Source organism: Pseudogulbenkiania sp. FW507-F1, assembly GCF_058781125.1.
The window spans coordinates 1-20,222 of sequence record NZ_JBYSWM010000006.1 but is presented as its reverse complement, the minus strand read 5'-3'; the positions used below and the strand labels follow the sequence as shown (position 1 = coordinate 20,222).

At 67.8% G+C, this 20,222-nt stretch carries 19 protein-coding genes; 4 read left to right on the top strand and 15 right to left on the bottom strand.

The window, feature by feature from the left end; translation table 11 throughout:
- The first annotated feature begins 45 nt into the window (after positions 1–45).
- Positions 46–1,059, top strand: a complete 1,014-nt coding sequence (locus tag AC3WG5_RS05265; RefSeq protein ID WP_492568056.1) for a zinc-binding alcohol dehydrogenase family protein — start codon at positions 46–48, stop codon at positions 1,057–1,059.
- Positions 1,060–1,144: 85 nt separating this feature from the next.
- On the top strand, positions 1,145–1,783 hold the full coding sequence (locus tag AC3WG5_RS05260; RefSeq protein ID WP_294864539.1) for a LysE family translocator: 639 nt from the start codon (positions 1,145–1,147) through the stop codon (positions 1,781–1,783).
- Between the two features lie 120 nt (positions 1,784–1,903).
- On the opposite strand, the gene AC3WG5_RS05255 is transcribed toward AC3WG5_RS05260, so the two are convergent.
- The 13 genes from AC3WG5_RS05255 to AC3WG5_RS05195 all read right to left on the bottom strand — a co-directional run bounded on the left by AC3WG5_RS05255 (position 1,904) and on the right by AC3WG5_RS05195 (position 15,569).
- Positions 1,904–2,950 (bottom strand): ABC transporter ATP-binding protein, encoded by a 1,047-nt coding sequence (locus AC3WG5_RS05255; protein WP_492568055.1) that lies wholly within the window; start codon positions 2,948–2,950, stop codon positions 1,904–1,906.
- A gap of 3 nt (positions 2,951–2,953) precedes the next feature.
- Positions 2,954–4,564, bottom strand: a complete 1,611-nt coding sequence (locus AC3WG5_RS05250; protein WP_492568054.1) for an ABC transporter permease — start codon at positions 4,562–4,564, stop codon at positions 2,954–2,956.
- A 140-nt stretch (positions 4,565–4,704) separates the two neighbouring features.
- Positions 4,705–5,697: an extracellular solute-binding protein gene (locus AC3WG5_RS05245; RefSeq protein ID WP_492568053.1), complete on the bottom strand. Its 993-nt coding sequence runs from the start codon at positions 5,695–5,697 to the stop codon at positions 4,705–4,707.
- Between the two features lie 454 nt (positions 5,698–6,151).
- Positions 6,152–7,252, bottom strand: coding sequence for a 2Fe-2S iron-sulfur cluster-binding protein (locus AC3WG5_RS05240; protein ID WP_492568052.1), 1,101 nt, complete (start codon positions 7,250–7,252; stop codon positions 6,152–6,154).
- Positions 7,253–7,357: 105 nt separating this feature from the next.
- Entirely contained in the window at positions 7,358–8,995 is a 1,638-nt protein-coding gene (locus tag AC3WG5_RS05235; RefSeq protein WP_492568051.1) for an ethylbenzene dehydrogenase-related protein, read from the bottom strand.
- Positions 8,996–9,658: 663 nt separating this feature from the next.
- Positions 9,659–10,927: a flagellar assembly protein T N-terminal domain-containing protein gene (locus tag AC3WG5_RS05230; RefSeq protein WP_482582972.1), complete on the bottom strand. Its 1,269-nt coding sequence runs from the start codon at positions 10,925–10,927 to the stop codon at positions 9,659–9,661.
- Positions 10,927–11,553, bottom strand: a complete 627-nt coding sequence (locus AC3WG5_RS05225; RefSeq protein WP_014086423.1) for an LPP20 family lipoprotein — start codon at positions 11,551–11,553, stop codon at positions 10,927–10,929. Before AC3WG5_RS05225 ends, AC3WG5_RS05230 begins: the two co-directional genes overlap by 1 nt.
- A gap of 105 nt (positions 11,554–11,658) precedes the next feature.
- Positions 11,659–12,573 carry a GlxA family transcriptional regulator gene (locus AC3WG5_RS05220; RefSeq protein ID WP_492568050.1) on the bottom strand — a complete coding sequence of 305 codons (915 nt, stop codon included), beginning with the start codon at positions 12,571–12,573 and terminating at the stop codon, positions 11,659–11,661.
- Positions 12,566–13,471 (bottom strand): EamA family transporter, encoded by a 906-nt coding sequence (locus tag AC3WG5_RS05215; protein ID WP_492568049.1) that lies wholly within the window; start codon positions 13,469–13,471, stop codon positions 12,566–12,568. Before AC3WG5_RS05215 ends, AC3WG5_RS05220 begins: the two co-directional genes overlap by 8 nt.
- 19 nt (positions 13,472–13,490) lie before the next feature.
- Positions 13,491–13,940 (bottom strand): isochorismatase, encoded by a 450-nt coding sequence (locus tag AC3WG5_RS05210; protein ID WP_492568048.1) that lies wholly within the window; start codon positions 13,938–13,940, stop codon positions 13,491–13,493.
- Between the two features lie 15 nt (positions 13,941–13,955).
- Positions 13,956–14,264 carry a DUF1272 domain-containing protein gene (locus AC3WG5_RS05205; protein WP_482582976.1) on the bottom strand — a complete coding sequence of 103 codons (309 nt, stop codon included), beginning with the start codon at positions 14,262–14,264 and terminating at the stop codon, positions 13,956–13,958.
- Between the two features lie 42 nt (positions 14,265–14,306).
- The gene (locus tag AC3WG5_RS05200) at positions 14,307–14,858 is read right to left on the bottom strand and encodes an isochorismatase family protein (protein WP_492568047.1); all 552 of its coding nucleotides are present in this window, start codon (positions 14,856–14,858) and stop codon (positions 14,307–14,309) included.
- A gap of 99 nt (positions 14,859–14,957) precedes the next feature.
- The gene (locus tag AC3WG5_RS05195; protein WP_014086417.1) at positions 14,958–15,569 is read right to left on the bottom strand and encodes a LysE family translocator; all 612 of its coding nucleotides are present in this window, start codon (positions 15,567–15,569) and stop codon (positions 14,958–14,960) included.
- A gap of 165 nt (positions 15,570–15,734) precedes the next feature.
- Between AC3WG5_RS05195 and AC3WG5_RS05190 the strand changes: the two genes are divergently transcribed.
- Positions 15,735–17,180 carry an aminotransferase-like domain-containing protein gene (locus AC3WG5_RS05190; RefSeq protein ID WP_008955280.1) on the top strand — a complete coding sequence of 482 codons (1,446 nt, stop codon included), beginning with the start codon at positions 15,735–15,737 and terminating at the stop codon, positions 17,178–17,180.
- A gap of 8 nt (positions 17,181–17,188) precedes the next feature.
- On the opposite strand, the gene AC3WG5_RS05185 is transcribed toward AC3WG5_RS05190, so the two are convergent.
- Both AC3WG5_RS05185 and AC3WG5_RS05180 read right to left on the bottom strand, forming a co-directional pair.
- Entirely contained in the window at positions 17,189–18,220 is a 1,032-nt protein-coding gene (locus AC3WG5_RS05185) for a DUF2157 domain-containing protein (RefSeq protein WP_492568046.1), read from the bottom strand.
- Positions 18,221–18,345: 125 nt separating this feature from the next.
- A complete protein-coding gene (locus AC3WG5_RS05180) occupies positions 18,346–19,506 on the bottom strand; it encodes a benzoate/H(+) symporter BenE family transporter (RefSeq protein WP_492568045.1) in 1,161 nt (386 codons plus the stop codon).
- A 165-nt stretch (positions 19,507–19,671) separates the two neighbouring features.
- On the opposite strand from AC3WG5_RS05180, the gene AC3WG5_RS05175 reads away from it, so the two are divergent.
- Positions 19,672–20,064, top strand: coding sequence for a DUF4399 domain-containing protein (locus AC3WG5_RS05175; protein ID WP_008955283.1), 393 nt, complete (start codon positions 19,672–19,674; stop codon positions 20,062–20,064).
- The last annotated feature ends 158 nt before the right edge of the window (positions 20,065–20,222 follow it).

The window sequence follows — 20,222 nt, the reverse complement described above, 5'->3', positions numbered from 1 at the left end:
TTCACAATGGACGTACATCGTCATTTCTCCAGAAAGGCCTGCGCCATGAAAGCCGTCGCCCTCACCCGCTACCTGCCGATCGACCATCCGGAAGCCTTGCTCGACGTCGAGCTGCCACGCCCGCCAGCGCAGGGGCACGACCTGCTGGTGCGGGTCGAGGCCGTGTCGGTCAACCCGGTCGACACCAAGGTACGCTCGCCGAAGGACAAGGTGGAGTCCAGTCCGCGCGTGCTGGGCTGGGACGCGGCCGGCGTGGTCGAGGCCGTCGGCCCGGACGTCACCCTGTTTCAGCCCGGCGATGCGGTCTACTACGCCGGCGACATCACGCGCCAGGGCAGCAACAGCGAATACCAGCTGGTCGACGAGCGCATCGTCGGCCACAAGCCGGCCTCGCTCGACTTCGCCGCCGCCGCGGCCCTGCCGCTGACCACGATCACCGCCTACGAGGGCCTGTTCGCTCGGCTCGGCCTCGATCCGAACGGTGCCGACGCCGGCAAGAGCCTGCTGGTGATCGGCGGCGCCGGCGGCGTCGGTTCGCTGGTGATCCAGTTTGCCAAGCTGGCCGGGCTGACGGTGATCGCCACGGCCGGTCGGCCCCACAGCGCCGACTGGTGCCGCCAGCTCGGCGCCGATCTGGTGCTCGATCGCCATCAACCCCTGATACCTGCGCTGGCGCTGCACGGACACCCCCAGGTCGACTACATCTTCAATGCCGCCGATACCGACGGCTACTGGGCGACGATGGGTGAGGCGATCCGGCCGCAGGGGCGCATCGTCACCATCGTCGAAAACCGTGGCCCCCTGGCGCAGGATCAGCTCAAGCTCAAGAGCGCAACGCACGTATGGGAGTTCATGTTCACCCGTCCGATGTACCGCACGCCCGACCAGATCGAGCAACACCGCCTGCTGGAGACGGTAGCGGGCTGGATCGACAGCGGCCGGGTCAAGGGTACGCTGAGCGAGACGTGGTCGCCGATCAACGCCGAGAACCTGCGCCGGGCGCACCGCCTGCTGGAGTCCGGCAGCATGGTCGGCAAGCTGGTGCTGCAGAGCTGGTAGAATATCGTCATGGACGGCGGCCGGAGGCGCGGCTTCGGCCAACCTGCGCCGCATCGACAACTGACCACGACAGGAGACCATGACGATGACCCTTACAACCTGGCTGCTCTACAGCACTGTGGCCCTGGCGACCGCCCTCAGCCCGGGGCCGGCGGTACTGCTGGCGATTTCCAACTCGCTGACCCTGGGCGCGCGGCGCGCGCTGATCTGTTCGAGCGGCAACGTGCTCGGCGTGTTCGTCGTCTCGGGCACGGCGATGGCGGGACTGGGGCTGCTGCTGAAAAGCTCGGCAACATTGTTTCTGCTGCTCAAGGTATGCGGGGCGCTCTACCTGATCTATCTGGGGCTGCGCCAGTGGAAGAGCCGTGCCAATCTGTTCGCTCAGACCACTTCGGCGGCGGTGCCGGCCATGCAGTCGCCGCGTCAGCTGTTTCTGCGCGGGACCCTGGTGTCGATCACCAACCCCAAGAGCATCCTGTTCTTCACCGCGCTGTTCCCGCAGTTCATGCGTCCGGACCAGGCGGTAGCCGAGCAGTTCCTGGTGCTGACGGCGACCTTTGCTGCCTGCACCGTGTTGTCACACCTGAGCTATGTGCTGCTGGCGCGTTCGCTGAAGGGCTGGTTCACCACCGATGGGCGCGCCCGGCTGTTCAACCGGGTGTGCGGTGGAGCCTTCATGCTACTGGGGGTCGGCGTGTTCCGGCTGAAGAACCAGGCCAGCTAGACGGGCCCGGCGAAAAGGACAAGGTTGGCCGAACGCGGGGAATGGCGTTTCGGCCAACCTTGTTATCCACGCATGCCCATGCCGATGCGCCTAAGACGCGGCCTGCGCCTGTTCGTCGCCTCAGCCGTGGCGGAAGGCGATCAGGTGGTCCAGTTCGAGGCGGATGCCGATTGCCTCGCCCACGGCGTGGTTGTGATGGCTCGGCACCTGCGCCAGCACGCGCTGGCCGGACGGCAGCGTCAGGGTGTAGTGGAACTCGGCGCCGCGGAACACCTTGGATTCGACGATGGCGGTCATCGGGCTGGCATCGTCGTGCTGCACATCGTCGGGACGCAACAACACGTCCACCCGGTCGTTCACTGCGAAATCCAGCGGCAGCATTCCGCAAAATTCGCCGATCTCCAGGCTGATGCATTGCGGCCCGCTGACGCGGCCAGGCAGGAACACGCCCTGGCCGATGAAGTCGGCAACGTAGCGCGTGGCCGGCTGGTGGTAGAGCCGGTACGGAGTGTCCCACTGCAGCAGCCGCCCGCCCTGCATCACCCCCACCCGGTCGGCCATGGCGAACGCTTCGTTCTGGTCGTGCGTGACCAGGATGGCGGTGGTGTTTTCGTGTTTCAGGATGTCGCGCACCTCGCGTGACAGGCGCTCGCGCAGGTCGACGTCGAGGTTGGAAAACGGCTCGTCCATCAGCAACAGGCGCGGCCGCGGCGCCAGGGCGCGCGCCAGCGCCACGCGCTGCTGCTGGCCGCCGGACAACTCGTGCGGGTAGGACGAGGCCAGACCGGCGAGGCCGACCACCCCGAGCATTTCGGTCACCCGTGCCGCGCGCTCGCCACGCCCGAGCGCGCGCAGGCCGAAGCCGACGTTGCCGGCCACGGTCAGGTGCGGGAACAAGGCGTAGTCCTGGAACACCATGCCGATCGCCCGTTCGTGCGCCGGGCACAGGTAATCGCGGCGGCTGATGACGCGGCCGTCGAGGCGGATCTCGCCGCCATTCACCGGCTCGAAACCGGCGATGCAGCGTAGCACCGTGGTCTTGCCGCAGCCCGAGCTGCCCACCAGGCAGGCAATCTCGCCCTTCTGCAGCGCAAAGCTCATCGCCTCGACCACCGTGGTGGCGCCGTAGGCCTGGCTGACGGTATCCAATTCAAGCAAGGCAGTCATGATTCAGAGCTGATCTTTCTGGCGGGACAGCAAGATGACCGGCACCAGGCCGGCCAGCACGATGGCAACGGCCGGCAGCGCGGCATGCTCCCACTGACCCTCGGTGGTAAAGGAGAACACCCGCACCGCCAGGGTGTCCCAATCGAACGGACGGGTCATCAGCGTGATCGGCATCTCCTTCATCACGTCGACGAACACCATCAGCACGGCGGTAAACAGGCCGCCCTTCAACAGCGGCAGGTGCACGTGGCGCAGCAGCCCCCAGCCGGCGTAGCCGAGGTTGCGCGCCGCTTCTTCCTGGCTGCGGGTGATGCGCCCCATCGCCGTGTCGATGGCGGAATGGCCGACCGCCAGGAAACGCGCCACGTAGGCCAGCAGCATCACCAGCAGCGTGCCCTTGAAGATGGCGGTGACGCCAGGGCCGAGCGCGCCGCCGAACCAGCCCAAGAGCAGGTTGTCGAGCCAGGCCACCGGCACGAACACCCCCACCGCCAGCACCGTGCCGGGCACGGCGTAGCCCAGCGTGGCCAGTTTGGCCAACAGCCGCGTGGCGGGGTGCGGGTCGCGCCGCTGGGCGTAGGCCAGCACCAGCGCCACCACGACCACCGCCACGGCCGCCATCAGCGACAGCGCCACCGAACGCAGGGCGTAGCCGAGCAGGTCGGCGTTGAACTCCTCCGCCGCCAGCTGCCACGCCCACCACAGCAGCTGGCCGAACGGCAGCACGAAAGCCAAGAGCAGCACCAGCCCCGCCCACAGCGTGGCGGCCCAGCGCTGCCAGCCGGTCAGCCGCAAACGCGGCAACGGTGCGGTTCGGCCGGTCTGGGTATAGGCGCGCCGACCGCGCGCGCGTTGCTCCAGCCACACCAGCACGAACACCATCAGCACCAGCAGCGACGCCAGCTGCTTGGCTGCCGGCAGCGAGAACAGGCTGAACCAGGCCTTGTAGATGGCAGAGGTGAAGGTGTCGTAATTGAAGATGGCGACGGTGCCGAAGTCGGCCAGGGTTTCCATCAGCGCCAGCGTCACGCCGCCGATGATCCACGGCCGCGCCATCGGCAGCGCCACGTGCCAGAAGCCCTTGACGCGCGACAGGCCGAACGATTGCCCCACCTCCAGCGCGCGCCGCCCCATGCTGGCGAAGGCGTTGCGCGCGAGCAGGTAGACGTAGGGGTAGAACGCCAAAGTCATGACCAGCGCCACACCGCCGCTGGAACGCAGCGACGGCACCCAGCTGGAATCGCCGGTGGCGGCGCGCAGCCAGCTTTGCAGCGGGCCGGTGAAGTCGAACAGCCCAAGTTGGGAAAACGCCATGACGTAGGCCGGCATGGCCAAGGGCAGCATCAGCGCCCAGTTGAAGAAGCGCCGGCCGGGGAACTCGTAGAGCGCGGTGAGCCAGGCCAGCGGCACGCCGACCAGCAGCACCCCGCTGCCGACGCCCAGCACCAGCCAGAAGGTGTTGCGCAGCAGTGCCGGCAACAGGTGGTTCTGCAGGTGAGCCCAGACCGCCCCGTCCGGGACCGCCAGCGCCGCCAGGATGACCGAGAGCGGGATGACGGTGACGAGGCTGACCAGGGCCGCCACGGGGCGCCAGCGGCGCGCGGAAGACAGCATGGATTCGTTCAGGAAATGATAAGGATTTGTAATTATCCCGCGAAAGCCCCACGCGGGACACCCGGCACGGCGCACCTCGCCCAAAAGGCAAAAACCGGCGGGAAACCCCGCCGGTTTGGCAAGCGGACCGCCGCCGGCGCTTATTTGTAGCCGACCCGGTCCATCAGCATCACCGCCTCGGCCTGCCGGGCACCGGCGTTGGAGACGTTGATCAGGTTGTGTTTGAAGGTGCCCCAGGCGGCCACTTTCGGGTCGGGCTTCACTTTCGGATTGACCGGGAACTCCATGTCGACGTCGGCGAACAGGTTCTGCGCCTTGTCGGACGACAGCCACTCGATGAACCTGACCGCGCCGCGCTCGTTCTTGGCGTACTTCGCCACCCCGGCGCCGGAGATGTTGACGTGGGTGCCCTTGCCCTTCTGGTTGGCCCAGAAGATGCCGACCGGCAGATTGGGATTCTTGTTCATCAGGCGGCCGTAGTAATAGGTGTTGGCGAGGCCGACTTCGCACTGCCCTGCGGCGATCGCCTCCAGCATCTTGGTATCGTCCGCGAACACGTCGGTGGCCAGATTGTCGACCCAGCCGCGCACGATCTTCTCGGTCTTGACCGGACCATGCTCGCTCAGCAGCATCGCCACCAGCGACTGGTTGTACACCTTCTTCGAGGTGCGCAGGCACAGCTTGCCCTTCCACTTCGGATCGGCCAGGTCCTCGTAGCTGGAAAGCTGGGCCGGCTGCACTTTCTGGGTGTTGTAGAACAGGGTGCGGGCACGGATCGACAGGCCGAACCATTCGTTCTTCGGGTCGCGCAGGTGGGCCGGGATGTTGGCCTCCAGCACCTTGGAGCTGACCGGCTTGAGCAGGCCCATCTTCGACGCTTGCCACAGGTTGCCGGCGTCCACCGTCAGCAAGATGTCCGCCGGGCTATTGCTGCCCTCGGCACGCATGCGCTCCATCAGCGGGCCTTCCTTGTCGGACACCAGCTTCACGTCGACACCGGTTTCCTTCTTGTAGGCCTCGATCAGCGGCTTCACCAGTTGTTCGGCACGCGCGCTGTAAACCACGATTTCTTCCGCCATCGCCGAACCGGCAAACGCCGCCAGCACCGCGGCAAACATCAGCTGCTTTTTCAAGATCGGGCTCCTGCTCTGAGAATTTTATTGAGAATAAATATCATTAGCCACTATATCACAATAGGAATGATTATCAAGTCGACAGGAATCAGGTTTGAGTTCGAAACAAATCAACCGCCCGGCAGCGGTACCGCACCATGGCCTGGCGGGGCCCGCAAAGAGTCGATCGTCCGCTTACGGCGCCGGGCGATGAAATCACCATCCAGCACGACGTATAGCGGGTTCGATACAAATCAGGCACCGACAGGGCGAGGCCTCGCAGAGTAGAGAGAGCGCCGGGCCATTCCATGCCATGTCGACCGGTCGCGAACAACGCCAGCAGTTGAGCGGGATTCCAGCCAAGGTCTGGCACCTTCCTTATGCTGCGGTCCAGGAGGCGCTGAACTTCTTGATGGAACACCGGCGATTTGACGGCCGCAACCGTGCCCAGACGCTATGCTCCCGAAGAGCTTGATCACCCCTCCTGCGTTGCCAAGCCTGCTAGCTCGAACGGCGGGCGGCGCCAGCGCCCGACAAAGCGGCGCAGCCCGCTGGTGAATGCACCGTCGAGCTTGTGGTCGGCGGCATCCGAGAACGGGTCGGTGTGCAGATCCCGTGCGGCGAGCCCCAGTTCGCGCGCGGTGACGGCGACCGCCTCGACCATCTTCGGCGGGCCCGCGATGTAAAGCTTGGCGCCGGCAAGGCTGGGCCAGTCCTGTGCGAGGCTTGCGGTCACGCGCTGGTAGCGGCGCGGCAACGGCCCCCGCTCCGACGGCTCGGCACGTGACAGCGCACAGTCCACGCGCAGGTTTGGGTACTGGCGCGCGAGCGCGGCAAGTTCGGCTTCCCAGTACACATCCGCTTCCACGCGTGCCGCGTAGTAGAGGTGCACGTGGCGGTGCGCGTTCGCGGCGAGCGCGGCGCCGATGATGGACAACACCGGTGCCAGCCCGGTACCGCCGCCGATGGCGACAATCGGGCCGCCGTGGTTCTGGCGCCAGTAGCCGTGGCCGTGCGGGCCGTCGACCGTGACCTCACTGCCGACCAGGTTGTCACGGCTCACGTAGCGGGAGGTTTTGCCTCCTTCCACCAAGCGGACGTGAAATTCCAGCTCGTCGGCGCCGGGCAGCGAGGCAACCGAGTACGCGCGCTGCGGCAGGTTGTCGAATTTCAGATAGAAGAACTGCCCGGCAAGGTAGTGCACCGGTTTGGCAGGCTTCACCCGCAGCACCACCACGTCGCCCTGACGGTGTTGCCGGGAGACGACCCAGCCACGCTGGCGCCGCGCCGCGGGCAACGCGACCAGTTCGTCCAGCGCCTCGATGCGCAGATCGCTCTTGGGCGTGCAGCGGCAGGCGAGTACGTAGCCGTCGGCACGCTCGGTGGCGGAGAGGATGCCTGCGGGGGCGCTGTCGTGCGCGACCTCGCCACACAGCACCCGGCCCTTGCACGCGCCGCAGTCACCGCTGGCGCAGGAATAGGGAAACGGCACCCCATGGGCAATCATGGTTTCCAGTACGGTTTCACCGCCGTTCTCCAGCGGGATGGGCCAGTCCTTGAGTTCGATACGGGCCATGCTCGGCTTTCCTGATGATGGCGGCAGCCTGCCGCCGTGATGAGGTTTCGGATGTTGTCGGCCCCGCCATCGCTCACGCTGGCCGGCGACGGAGCCGGAGCGGGGTTAGTGGGGCAGCCGCAGGCGCACTGGCAGAATGTGCCAGCTGTGGCGGGTCTGGTTATGGTTGAACGCCGCGAACCACAGGTAGACGCCGTCCTTGATCGCCACATCCTGCGTATCCGGTGCATCAAGCTTGCGTGAGAACTCCACCGTCCAGCGGCCGTTCTGCCAGTAGCCACGCGCCGCGACGTCACCCGCCGGGCCACTCATCGGCTTCGTCCAGTACAGCGCGGGGATCAGGGTGCCAACCGGAATCTTGTCGTCCAGCTCCTTGGAATAGGGCACGATCTCGTCAGGCCCCATGTTGAATTCGGAGCCATGCGACTCGTAGGGCGACTGGCTGGTGCCGAGGCGGGCCTGCAGCTTGGCCAAATCCCTGGGGAGGTACTTGGGCGTGACGATCCGGCTCGGCCAGTTGACCGACCAGCCGTGCGGACCTTTGGCAAAGTTGTCCTGATAGCCACTGTCCTTGTCCTTCTTGTCGCTCGCGTAGCCGGCCGGGTAGCGCACCTCATGCTTGACCGGGTCGTAGGGCACCGGGGGGCCGAACAGCGAGTCTTCCGCCTGGCCGGTGACACCGGTGCGGCTGGCTTTCCAGTGCCACAGGTCAACCACGCTACCGTCGTCGGTGAAGTGATATCCACGGCCCTGTAGTGGCTTCTTGACGCCCGGCAACGGATCCGGACCGAAGTGCCAACCGCCGCCGAAGGGGTTCTGCTTCGGGCTGATCGCGATCGCGAACTTGTCCTCGTAGTAGTCGATGGTGTCGGCGCCGTCGTAGGTATGGCGCGGGTCGTCACCAATCATCCGGACCCAGCCCTGCGCCGTCTTCTTCAGCGGCAGGCGCATGTAGGAGCGCGTGTCGTCCGGCCAGGAGGTGGCGATGTAGATGCGGTCGCCGTGAACGGCGGCACGCACCTCGATCGGGGTTTCGCCGCCGGCCACGTTCCAGCCGTGCGAGGTGTAGACCATCTGCTTCTGCGCGTTCTGCCACACGGCGTCGTCAAGCTTGCCGTCGACTAGCGGCGCGGTGTCGGCCTTGGCGGCGACCAGGTCGCTCGTCGCGCTCCAGTCGAGAGCGGCGAAACCCAGTGCGCCGGAGACCCCCGCCACGCCCATCACTGCGCCGGCTTGCAGCAGGTCGAACCGCGGGATGAATATCTTCAGTAACTGCCAGATGCCACCCATCACGAACTGGGCGATCACGTGGATCAGCATGTAAGCGACCAGCGCCCAACTGGCGATCTCGTGCACGTAGCCGACCAGTTCCAGCCAGCCGAAGAACGGCAGGAAGTACAGCCAGATGCCGGACAGGACGGCAACCACAAAGGTGGCCAGGCCCAGCCAGTACACCGCACGGTTGATCGCCTGCCAGCGCGCCGCCTTGACGGGTGCCTTGAGCATCATCTTGGATACTTTCCAGCGCGCAGCCAGCCTGGCCTTGACCAGGAAGGCGATGTAGCCGGCGACAAGGCCGGTCAGAGCGATCGACGCCCACACGTGCCAGCGCACTACGTCGCCTTGCAGCATGATGGGCTCCAGCGCAGCACGCCAGCCGCCCTTGGCGTGGTCGAAAGCGAGGCGCAGGCCGGTCACCAGGGCGAAGCCCATGAAGAACAGCAGCAAGGTATGCCAGGCCATGGTTGGAAAGTCGGCCTTGCGGTTGGCCTTAGCGATTGCTCGATGCGGCAATGGAGCCGTCATTGTTATTTCTCCCAAGTTGTTGCAAGCCGGCGGCGATACCGCGGCACGGCCGTGTGTAGTGCGCGGCATTCTACATGATAATCAACATCATTCGTATTGTTATCAATGAAGATAAGGCGTGGTGTTGCCGCGCTGCCATGCCCCTTAAGGGGGGCGCAGCGCATTGAGACATGGGAGGGAGCGATTCCGGCAACCCCGGCGCGGGGTTTCGGTCTTGGGAAGTGCCGCGAGCAAAAACGGCCCCGGCGCAGAGGCCGGAAGCCGTTCTATGTCGGGTTTGAGGTGAGCATCGGTGCAATGTGGCTGGAAATGCGGCCACGGATCAGTCAGTCTTGCGAGCCATCACCCGATGGCCCAAGACTCGCGAGACAGGCTGTTGGCATGGCACCCAACGGCCGTCCGCGATGAAACGTCGTCACGCGTCTCGACAGCGCTTCGCAAGTGGGAGAGAAGTTGCCGCCGTCCGTCTTGACAGCGCTCGACTGGCGGCTGATCCAGACCATCGAGCCGCTCATCGACCATGACCGCAGGCACGGTTCTCGGCGGGCCGTCGGCGGCGGCACCGGGCTCGTGCTCCCGTCGCCCGCTGATGGAGTCGTTTCAGCGTGGCGGGAGGAAGCGCAGGTAATCGCCCTCTTCCACCGCGAGCCGGGCGTTTTGCACGACGCCGATCGACAGCCCCGGCTGCACCTGGGTCAGCACCACGGTGCCGGACAGCGCTTCGGCGATGCCCAGCTCGCCGGTCGAGCCGGCGCTGCGCAACGGACTGGCCGGCTGCGGCTTGTAGAGCAGCAGGCGATCGCCCACGGCGAGGCCGGCCAGGCCGCCGGCGTTGAGGTAGACGCGCTTGCCGGCGTCGACCCGCGCCACGCGCGCCGTGAACGGGATGCAGGCGACGGTGTCGGCGGTCTGCTGCACGGCCCGTTCCAGCAGCTTGTCCACCGCGTGCCCGTAGTCGCTGCGCCAGAACGCGGTGGAACCGAACGGGCGCGGCGCCGGTGGCGCCACCTGGCCGGTGCCGCTGGTGCTGAGGTGGTGATTGGCGAGCAGGCCGCCGGTAAGGGCATCGTAGACCCAGACCTCGACGTCGAACTGGCGCACCGTGGGGCGGTAGCGCACCGCGCCGCCCAAGAGGCCCGAGAACGGGCCGTTGTAGAACACGCCCTGTTCGCCGCCGTGGTCGCCGTCGAACAGCGAGGCGCGCAGCCCCTTGGCGGCGACCGCGGTATCCAGCACGCGCCCGGCGATCACGAACTGCGCCCCCTCGCGCCGCCCGATCTCGCGCACGGTGTCGGCACCGGCCTGCGGCTCGGCCAGGCGCGGATCGGCCAGCACCGAGACCTGGCCCGCGGCGCTGGCGAGGAACGGCCCGCCCACCGGCAGGCGGCGGGCCAGCTCGACCGGCAGCTGGGTAGCCAGCTCCGGCATGTCCGAGGCGTCGGCGGGGTGCTCGACGTTGAAATAGGTGGCGACCACGCGCCGCTTCAGCTCTCTGCCGCCGGACGGGGCGCAGCGTTGCGGGGCGGCGCGCATGGCGTCGGTGTCGACCTCGACCTCGACGTAGTAGAGATCGTCACGCTGGTATTCGCGCAGCACCGTCACTTTTCCCGACAGCGGCGCGGCAGTGAGCCGGGTGCTGTCGCCGAGCTGGCCGTTGTCGGCGTATTCGGTCGACTGCACGCTGGCGCCCTGCGTCAAGGCGGCCTGGCGCACGGCGTCCTGGATGGCCAGTTCGCGCGCCGCCGGCACGCCGTTGTCGAGCGTGGCCATGCCGGTGCCCAGCAGCTTGGCCGCACCGGCGGGCGCCAGCGGCAAAACAAATGCCGCCACGAGGGCGGCAAGGCGGCAGGTGCGGCGCAGCAGCTTCATCACTGCGCTACATAAAAGTTGCTGTCGTAACGGCTGGCACCGCAGTTGCCGTCGGTGCAGGCGACACCGTCGACCGCGCTTTGCTGCGCCGCCTTCATCACGCTGCCGCTGCGGTCCAGCGCCTTCTTGTATTCGCGGTAGAAGTCGTTGTCGAGCACGATCTCGGCCACCGCCTCGGTGGTGCCGTCCGGCGCCATGGTGTTGGAGAGCACCTTGACGCCGCGCAGGTAGGCGTCGACGTAGGTGCGGAAGGCGTCGTTGGTGGCCAGCATGTTGGAGACCGAGCTGTTGCCGACCAGCTTCATGCCCTGCACTTCTTCGGCGACGGCGCGGAAGGCGTCGAGCTTGGCGGCGCGCAGCCCCAGCAGCTTGCGCTGCGACGGGCTCAGCGTGGTGCCGAGCGGCGCGGCGCCGACGCCGGTGACGCGGATGGTGACCGGCTGGTAGGGGTTCACTTCCTTGACCACGACCTTGGGTGCTTCCGGCTCGATGCCGGCCCCGACGTAACCGGCCCCGCTGATCGGATCGCTGCCGGCGGCGGCGGTCGTCTGGCGCGGCGCGGCGCAGGCACTCAGGGCGAGCGCCAGGGTCAACACGGAGAGGGGAAGCAGCGAGGCAGGTTTCATGGCAATTACCGAAGATTATTTTGACCGGATGGTATGAATCAACGTCATGAAGCGTCAACCGGTTTATCGGCGCTGCGGCAAAAAACTTGAGCCGGCAGTGCGGTTTTACGCCCCGTGCCGCTCGGCCCGCCCCAGCTGGCGCGCCGAAGAGAAGCCGGCCGACAGCGCCGCCTTCTCGCGCGACAGCCCGGCGGCGAGCCATTGCCGTGCCCGCGCCAGGCGGATCTGCTGCTGATAGTCGTGCACCGACACCCCGGCGTGCTGGCGGAACAGCCGCGCCAGGTGGCGCGGGCTGACGTGCACCGCTTCGGCCAACGTTTCCACGCTCCAGGCCTGCTCCGGCTCGCCGGCGATCAGGTCCTGCGCGCGGTGCACCGCCGGGTGCAGGTGGTTGCGGTGGCTGAGCCAGGGCGACAGCTCCGGGTCCTGCGGCGAGCGACGGAAGTACACCACCATGTGGCGCGCCACGTCGCGTGCCAGCGCCGGGCTGGCGAGACGGGCGATCAGATGCAGCGCGAGGTCGATGCCGGCGGTGACCCCGGCGCTGCTGAACACCGGGCCGTCCTCGACGAACACGCGGTTCTCGCGCACTTTGGCGCTGGTGTCGAACTGGCGCAGGTGTTCGAGGTGGACGTGGTGGGTGGTGCAGTCGCGCCCGGCGAGCAGGCCGGCACGCGCCGCCAGCAAGGCGCCGGAGCACACCGTCGCCAGCAGGTGACGGTGCGGGTCCACATGGGTGGCGAGCCAGCGCGCCATCTGGCGTGCCTCGTCGCAGTCGTACACCTCGGCCGAGCCGGTCACGCCGGGGATCACCAACAGCGTGCCGTCGGTCAGCGTCTCCGGCAGCGGTTCGATGCCGCCCAGCGGCAGGCCGAGCGAGGAGGTGACGCTGCCGCCGACGCCGAGGTAGCGCAAGGCGAACTCGGCGCCGAACTGGTTGGCGATGCGGAACGCCTCGGCCGGGCCGGCCAGGTCGAGCAGCAGGAAGCCCGGCGTCAGCAGGAAACAGACCTCACGCACCGGCGGCCTCCCGCTGGCGCCAGTAGTCCCGCAGGCGCTCGCCCAGCACGTTGATCACCAGCCCCCCCAACAGCAGCAGGCTGCCCACCGCCTGCCCCGCGCTCAAGCGCTCGCCCAGCAGCAGGCTGGCGGCGATCAGCCCCACCACCGGCACCAGCAGCGAGAACGGCGCGACCTTGTTGGCGGCGTGACGCGCCAGCAGCCGGCTCCATAGACCGTAGCCGAACAGCGTCGCGACGAAGGCGAGATAGGCCACCGCCAGCAGGGACGACAGCGAGAAATGGCCGAGCGCGGCGGCGATGCGCTCGCCGCCTTCCAGCCACAACGACAGCAGCAGGAACGGCACGGGCGGCACCAGGCTGGACCACACCACCAGGCCGAGCGGCTCGACGCGGTAGCCGGCGCGGCCGATCAGGCGCACCACCACGTTGGACGCGGCCCAGCTCAACGCCGCCGCCACGGTCAGGGCGAAGCCGATCAGCGTCATGTTGCCGCCCTTGCCCACGCCGATCAGTGCCAGCCCGGCCAGCGCGCACAACAGGCCGACCAGCTGCGCCGCCTTCCAGCGCTCGCCCAGCACCAGCGAGGCCAACAACAGCGTGAAGAAGGCCTGCGCCTGCAGCACCACCGAGGCGAGGCCGGCCGGCATGCCGAGCTTGATGGCCGAGAACAGCAGGCCGAACTGGCCGACGCCCACGGTCAGCGCGTAGGCCGCCAGCCAGCGCCACGGCACCGCCGGGCGGCGCACCAGCAACACCGCCGGCAACGCCGCCAGCGTGAAGCGCAGCGCGCCCAGGAGCAGCGGCGGCACGTCGGCCACGCCCCACTTGATCACCACGAAATTGACGCCCCACACCAGCACGATGGCCAGCGCCTGGGCGATATCGGTCAACGGCATGTCGCCTCCAGTCGATTGATTACAGGGTATCGGCGAGATACCCGTCCATGTCCGGCGCGTCGCTCAGCAGATGGCGCACGCAGGCCTCACGCTCGTGCCAGATCACCTGCAGATCCCACACGCAGAACGACTCGGCACGCGCCGCACGCCAGCCGTGCTCGTCGCGCACCCAGACCCGCACCAGACACTCGTTGTCGTTATCCCAATAGACTAACACCAGATAGTCCATGCCGCGCCCGGCATGGCGGATCAGCGCGCCAACGCCGGGGCGCTGTGTCGTCAGCGCCGGCTGCGGCAGCCCGGCCAGCGCGCCGTCCACCCCGGCGGTGAAGCGGGCCTCGTCGAGCGGCAGACTGTCATAGGCGATATCGTACAGCTTGAGGCGCCAGCCGCCCGGCGCCACCAGCACGCCACGGGCGGCCAACGGCCGGGATTGGTAAGGCGTTGGCCGAAACAGGTCCTGAATCATGATGGGACTCTCCCTCTAGCGCTGCTCGGGCGGCAGCGCACGGAGCGACGCGACGAAGGCCGCGTGGGCCGCGACGTCGACCGGGCGGTAAACCACCCGCTCGCCCGCGGGGTAGTTGCCGAGGTGGTTGCCACGCCCCCAGTCCCGTGCCGGGCGGATCGGCCGGGGCGCGAAGCCGCCGCCGCAGTTCGGGCAGACATTGCCCAGCACCTCGTCAACGCAGCGGGCACAGAAGGTGCATTCGAAGCTGCAGATGCGCGCCTCGGGCGAGTCGGGCGGCAGCGCGGTGTTGCAGTGTTCACAGCTCGGTCTGAGTTCCAGCATGGTGTTGGCTCCGTATCTTGGCTCCGTATCGGGGAATCGGGCTCACAGCGCCGCCAGCGCGTCCTCGACGCTGGCGATGCGGGCGAAGCGGCCAGAGAGCACCAGCTCGGTCTTGTCGCGGATCTCGGCGGGGCTGTAGCGGCGGCCGCTGACCGGGTGCGTCATGGCGAAGGTCAGCGTGGCGTCGGTGACGAAATCCACCTGGTAGCCGAGATCGGAGGCGACGCGGGTGGTGGTTTCGCAGCACTGTTCGGTGCGGATGCCACTGATCACCAGCCGGGTGATGCCGCGCTCGTCCAGCCACTCCTTCAGACCGGAACCAATGAGGGCGTTGTGCACGTGCTTGACGAAGGTGGCGGCAGGTACGTGAGTCAGCCAGTCGAGCGGCGTGACCAGGCCGGAAGCGGCGGAGAACGGGCCGTCGCCGTCTTCGTGCAGGATGTTGACCACCGGCACGCCGCGCGCCTCGGCCCCGGCGATCAAGGCCTGCAGGTGATGGCGGAACACCGGCAGCTCGGCCTCGTCCCAGTACGGGCGGTGCAGGAAGGATTGCTGGACGTCGATCACCAGCAGGGCGGTCTTCGGCTTGCTCATGGGTTTGGGCTCCTGTAGGAAACAGCCCTCAGCATAACCATCGCCCGGCCTTGCCACGAGGCCGCCGACGGACAACACCCTGCCAAAAACGGACATCGTTCACAGCAGGCCGGCGTGGCGGATCTCGTCGCCCAACAGCCACAGCGCGGTGCCGGCCATCAGCACGGCCATGACCGTGTTGAACGCCTGCCGTGCACGCTCGCCGTCCAGCCAGCGGCGCAACCGGTCGCCGGTCCAGGCCCACACCCCGATGCAGGGCAGGTTCACCAGCGCGCAGGCCAGGCTCAGCAGCGCCGCCGTCCACAGCACCTGGCCGGCCTGCGGCGCGAACAGGATGGAGGTGTTGATCACCATCACCCAGGCCTTGGGGTTGAGCCACTGGAACAGCGCGGCGCCCAGGAAGCCCAGCGGCCGGGCCTCGCTATCGGCCTCGGGACGGCCGGCGCGCAGGATGCACCAGGACAGCCACAGCAGGTAGAGGCAGCCGGCCACGCCGAGCGGCAGGCGCAACGAACCCAGGCCGTTCAGCACGTAGGCCAGCAAGGCAGCGGTGATAAACAGCTGCAGCGCCACGCCCAAGCTGATGCCGAGCATGTGCGGCACGGTCCGGCGAAAGCCGAAATTGACGCCGGAGGCGGCCAGCATCAGGTTGTTGGGGCCGGGGGTAATCGACATCACGGCGAAATAGGTCAGCAAGGGCAGTTCGAGCATGGCGGCGCTCCTTCATTGAGTGGGTCTGTCCACCATGCTAATGAGTCGCCGCACCTTGATACAGTCGCAACAATGGCAAATTGTCATGGTGACAGTTTGTTCTTCCATCACTCTGTCACCTTCGCCTATCATGGGCTCTGTCACCGTCTACGATCCTGCCTCGCCATGGAAACGCTCGCTTCGGCCAACCTCACCTTGTACCAGCAACTGGCGGAAGACCTGTCGCTGGCGATCAGCCGCGGCACGCTGCCGCCCGGCTCGCGCCTGCCGTCGGTGCGGCGCACCGCCGAGAGCCGCCGTCTCAGCCTCAACACCGTGGTGGCGGCCTACCGCGTGCTGGAGGACCGCGGCCTGATCGAGGCGCGGCCGCAGTCGGGCTATTACGTGCGCTCGCGCCTGCCGCTGCCGGCGCGCCGCGCCGCGCAGGCCGCCGGTCCGGCGCGCGGTACCGACGGCGCGGTGCTGGACCTGATCGGCGCCTCGCTCAAGGCGCAGCAGACCCCCGGCTACATCGACATGGCGCTGGCCTGCCCGCACGGCGGCGAGTTCTACCCCGGCGCCAAGCTGGCACGGCTGATGGGCCAGCTGCTGCGCAAGAACCCCGGACTGGTCAGCACCTACGCGCTGCCGCCGGGATCTGAGCGGCTGCGCACCCAGATCGCCCGGCGCGGGCTGGAACTGGGCATGGCGCTGCAGCCGGACGACATCGTCCTCACCCACGGCTGCATGGAGGCGCTGCAACTGGCGCTGCGCGCCATCACGCGCCACGGCGACACCGTCGGCATCGAATCCCCCACCTACTTCAACCTGCTGCCGCTGTTCGCCAGCCTGGGACTGAAGGCGGTGGAGATTCCCACCGACCCGCAGCAGGGGCTGTCGCTGGATGCGCTGGAACGGCTGCTGGCCGAGGGCCGCCTCAACGCCGTGATCGCCATGCCCAACGTGCACAACCCGCTGGGCTCGACCATGCCGCTGGAGAACAAGAAACGGCTGGCGGCGCTGGCGAACCAGTACCGCGTGCCGCTGATCGAGGACGCGCTGTACGCCGAGTTGCAGTTTGCCGACTCGCTGCAGCCGGCGGTGAAGGCCTTCGACCGCGACGGCTGGGTGATCGTGTGCGCCAGCTACACCAAGACGCTGGCGCCGGATTTCCGCGTCGGCTGGCTGGAAGGCGGCCGCTTCACCGAGGCCATCCGCAAGCTGAAGTTCGCCACCTCGATCGCCGAGCCGCTGGTATTGAGCGAGACGCTGGGGCTGTTCCTGGAATCGGGTGGCTACGACCATCACCTGCGCGCGCTCAAGCGCCGCTACGCCGTGCACGTCGACAAGGTACGCGCGCTGATCGCCGACCACTTTCCCGCCGGCACCCGCGCCACCCGCCCCTCCGGCGGCTTCCTGCTGTGGGTGGAATTGCCCGAGCCGTGCGACACGGTGGCGTTGTTCCACGCCGCCATCGCCGAGCGCATCAGCATCTCGCCCGGCCCGCTGTACTCGCCCAGCGGGCGCTACCGCAACGCGCTGCGCCTGTCGTGCTGCCAGCCGCTGGACGAGCGCTTCCTGGCGGCGCTGGTGCGGCTGGGCGAGCTGGCGCGGCAGCAAGCCGGCGGCTAGGACGCGCCTCAGCCGCGCCGCTCGATCAGCTCGCGCAAGGGCCGTGGCAGGGGCTGGCGCAGCCACTGGCTGATCGCCGCCTCGTGGCGCTGCCAGACGATGCCGAGCGCCACCACGCCCAGGCCGAGCAGGGTCAGCGCGAACGGAAACAGCAGGCTGTCCTTGAACACGTCGTAGGCCAGGTGGCCGAGGTAGCCCGCCGTGCCCAGCGCGCCGTACACCACGAACACGCGGCGCGACAGCACCGCGCCCACCACGATCAGCCCCAGGTTGACGCACAGGTAGAAGAACTTGCCCAGCTCGCTGTCCGAGCGCAGCAGCGACAGACCGCACCAGAACGCCATCACGCCGAACAGGTAGAGCCAGAAGGCGAAATCCTGGTCGCGGCGGCTGCGGATATCCACCCACAGCGCCAGCAGCACCACGGCCAGGCCGAACCACAGCGACACCAGCTTGCGCAATTCCCAGCCCACGTCCGGATCGCCGGCCAAAAACGGCGTCAGGTCTATGCTCATGTACCACAGCGTGACGGCGACGGGCATCACCAGGAACGGCAGGCGGTAGCGCCACAGGGCAACGGCGCCGACGGCGAGCGTGGCCAATTCCATCATGAGCCAGCGCCCGTCGATGAACACGTGGTAGTCGCGGTAAGTGAACGGTCCGGCCCACCAGCCCAGCAGCTGCTGCAGGCCGTACACGGCGAGCGGCGTGAGCACCACCACGAAGGTGGCGGTGATGCCGGCCGGAATCGGCAGCCGCCGCTGCAGCAGCCACTCCGTGAGCGCGATGCCGGCCACGGCGTACACCAGGCAGATCAGCAGCAAGCCGCCGCCGCCGAAGCGCTCCCAGCCCAGGGTCATGAACAGGCTCATGGCGCCGATCGCGATCAGCCCGCCCAGGTAATAGAGGATATGGACGAAACGGAAGCTCGGCGTGTCGTGGCCGCTCTCCGCCAGGAACTGCCACAGTCCTTCCGCCTGCTCGGCGCTGATCACGCCGCGCTTCACCGCCTGGTCCAAGCGCTCACGATCCAATTCCATGCCCACTCCTCCGTTCGGCCGCCGGCCCGCACGACCGGCCTTGCAAGCACTATAGCCAAGCCGGCGGAGTGCGCTCCTTGAGCGCCCTCTTCGGCCAACGTTGGCCGAAGCCCGCAACCCGGCCGTCAGCCGCGCCGCGCGTTCAGCACCAGCAAGGCCAGCGTGCCGCCTACCAGCCCCCAGAACGCCGAGCCGACGCCGAACAGCGTCACCCCGGAGGCGGTGATCAGGAAGGTGATCAGCGCCGGCTCGCGCTCGGTGTCATCCCTCATCGCCGTGGTCAGGCCGCCGGCGATGGTGCCGAACAGCGCCAGCCCGGCGATGGCCAGCACCAGCTCCTTGGGAAAGGCCGCGAACAGCGCGCCGACGGTGGCGCCGAACACGCCGAGCAGCAGGTAGATGCCGCCGGCCGCCACGCTGGCGAGGTAGCGCCGCGCCGGGTCTTCGTGCGCCTCGCGGCTCATGCACAAGGCGGCGGTGATCGCCGCCAAATTGACGGCAAAGCAGCCGAACGGCGCCAGCACCAGGTTGACGAGCCCGGTGCCGGTCATCAGCACCGAGATCGGCGGGCGGTAGCCGGCCGAGTGCAGCACCGCCACGCCCGGCACGTTCTGCGAAGCCATGGTCACCACGAACAGCGGCAGCCCCACGCCGAGCAGCACGCCGGGCGAGAACACCGGCGTGGTCCACAGCGGCGTCGCCAGTTTCAAGGCCAGGCCGCCCAGATGCAGGCCACCCTGCAACGCCGCGATCAGCCCGCCCAGCAACAGCACCAGCACCACCGCGTAGCGCGGCAGCAGACGCTTGAGCACCAGGTAGGCGACGAACATCGGCAGCACCAGCGCCAGGTTGGCCTGCATCGCGCCGAACACGTTCATGCCGAACTTCACCAGGATGCCCGCCAGCATCGCCGCCGCCATCGGCAGCGGGATGCGGCTGATGGCGCGCTCGAACAGCCCGGTGACGCCGGACAGCGTGATCAGCCCGGCGGAAAACACGAAGGCGCCGATCGCCTCCGGCAGGCTCACCCCGGACAGGCTGGTGATCAACAGCGCCGCGCCCGGCGTCGACCACGCCGTCACCACCGGCACCTTGTAGCGCAGCGACAGGCCGATGCAGGTCAGCCCCATCGCCAGCCCCAGCGCCATCAGCCACGAGCTGATCTCGGCGGGGTTGGCGCCGGCACTGCGGGCGGCCTCGAACACGATGGCGGCGGAACTGGTGTAGCCCACCAGCACGGTCACGAAACCGGCGGTGAGCGCGGGAAGGTCTTGGCGGGTCAGCATGGTGGCATCAGAAACAGGAAAAACGCCCAGCCTGCCGTGCCGGCGTCATGTTGTCCAGCCCGAACAGGCACTCCGGACGGCGGGTAGCCAGAACCGCCAACGTTGCCTCAACCAGCATCCTGGCATACAACGAAACGTTACCCACCCTCCGTAACGGACCCCACCATGAAGAAAATCCTGTTGGCCCTGAGCCTGTCCCTCGCCGCCGCCACGGCGCTGGCCGCGGAACGCGTCTACTTCGTCGAACCGGCCGATGGCGCGGCCGTGAAGAGCCCGTTCAAGGTACGCTTCGGCGTCGAAGGCATGGCGATTGCCCCCGCCGGCGACATGAAACCCGGCACCGGCCATCACCACCTGATCATCGACGGCAGCCCCGTGCCCCTGAACGAAGTGGTCGCCACCGACGACAGCCACCGCCATTTCGGCAAGGGCCAGACCGAAACCGAGCTGACGCTGCCTCCGGGCGAGCACACCCTGACGCTGCAGTTCGCCAACGGCGCGCATCAATCGTTCGGCCCGGCGATGAGCAGCAGCATCAAGGTACGGGTTGTCCCCTGAGAACCTGCTCACGCTCTTTTTACGCGCTGCGCGGGGCCGGCACATGGCCAGATACGAGGCGAATGAGGCGGCTTTGGCATTCCAAGACCAAGTCGACCGACGACGCCGATGACCATTTGCCGGACCCGCCCCGCTCGCGTCCCCCGCAGCGGGAGCCC

Excerpts from the sequence above, each read along its gene's own strand:
- AC3WG5_RS05265 (WP_492568056.1), top strand. The coding sequence starts at position 46 with ATGAAAGCCGTCGCCCTCACCCGCTACCTGCCGATCGACCATCCGGAA.
- AC3WG5_RS05260 (WP_294864539.1), top strand. The coding sequence starts at position 1,145 with ATGACCCTTACAACCTGGCTGCTCTACAGCACTGTGGCCCTGGCGACC.
- AC3WG5_RS05255 (WP_492568055.1), bottom strand. The coding sequence starts at position 2,950 with ATGACTGCCTTGCTTGAATTGGATACCGTCAGCCAGGCCTACGGCGCC.
- AC3WG5_RS05250 (WP_492568054.1), bottom strand. The coding sequence starts at position 4,564 with ATGCTGTCTTCCGCGCGCCGCTGGCGCCCCGTGGCGGCCCTGGTCAGC.
- AC3WG5_RS05240 (WP_492568052.1), bottom strand. The coding sequence starts at position 7,252 with ATGGCCCGTATCGAACTCAAGGACTGGCCCATCCCGCTGGAGAACGGC.
- AC3WG5_RS05235 (WP_492568051.1), bottom strand. The coding sequence starts at position 8,995 with ATGGCCTGGCATACCTTGCTGCTGTTCTTCATGGGCTTCGCCCTGGTG.
- AC3WG5_RS05230 (WP_482582972.1), bottom strand. The coding sequence starts at position 10,927 with ATGAAGCTGCTGCGCCGCACCTGCCGCCTTGCCGCCCTCGTGGCGGCA.
- AC3WG5_RS05225 (WP_014086423.1), bottom strand. The coding sequence starts at position 11,553 with ATGAAACCTGCCTCGCTGCTTCCCCTCTCCGTGTTGACCCTGGCGCTC.
- AC3WG5_RS05215 (WP_492568049.1), bottom strand. The coding sequence starts at position 13,471 with ATGCCGTTGACCGATATCGCCCAGGCGCTGGCCATCGTGCTGGTGTGG.
- AC3WG5_RS05210 (WP_492568048.1), bottom strand. The coding sequence starts at position 13,940 with ATGATTCAGGACCTGTTTCGGCCAACGCCTTACCAATCCCGGCCGTTG.
- AC3WG5_RS05205 (WP_482582976.1), bottom strand. The coding sequence starts at position 14,264 with ATGCTGGAACTCAGACCGAGCTGTGAACACTGCAACACCGCGCTGCCG.
- AC3WG5_RS05200 (WP_492568047.1), bottom strand. The coding sequence starts at position 14,858 with ATGAGCAAGCCGAAGACCGCCCTGCTGGTGATCGACGTCCAGCAATCC.
- AC3WG5_RS05195 (WP_014086417.1), bottom strand. The coding sequence starts at position 15,569 with ATGCTCGAACTGCCCTTGCTGACCTATTTCGCCGTGATGTCGATTACC.
- AC3WG5_RS05190 (WP_008955280.1), top strand. The coding sequence starts at position 15,735 with ATGGAAACGCTCGCTTCGGCCAACCTCACCTTGTACCAGCAACTGGCG.
- AC3WG5_RS05185 (WP_492568046.1), bottom strand. The coding sequence starts at position 18,220 with ATGGAATTGGATCGTGAGCGCTTGGACCAGGCGGTGAAGCGCGGCGTG.
- AC3WG5_RS05180 (WP_492568045.1), bottom strand. The coding sequence starts at position 19,506 with ATGCTGACCCGCCAAGACCTTCCCGCGCTCACCGCCGGTTTCGTGACC.
- AC3WG5_RS05175 (WP_008955283.1), top strand. The coding sequence starts at position 19,672 with ATGAAGAAAATCCTGTTGGCCCTGAGCCTGTCCCTCGCCGCCGCCACG.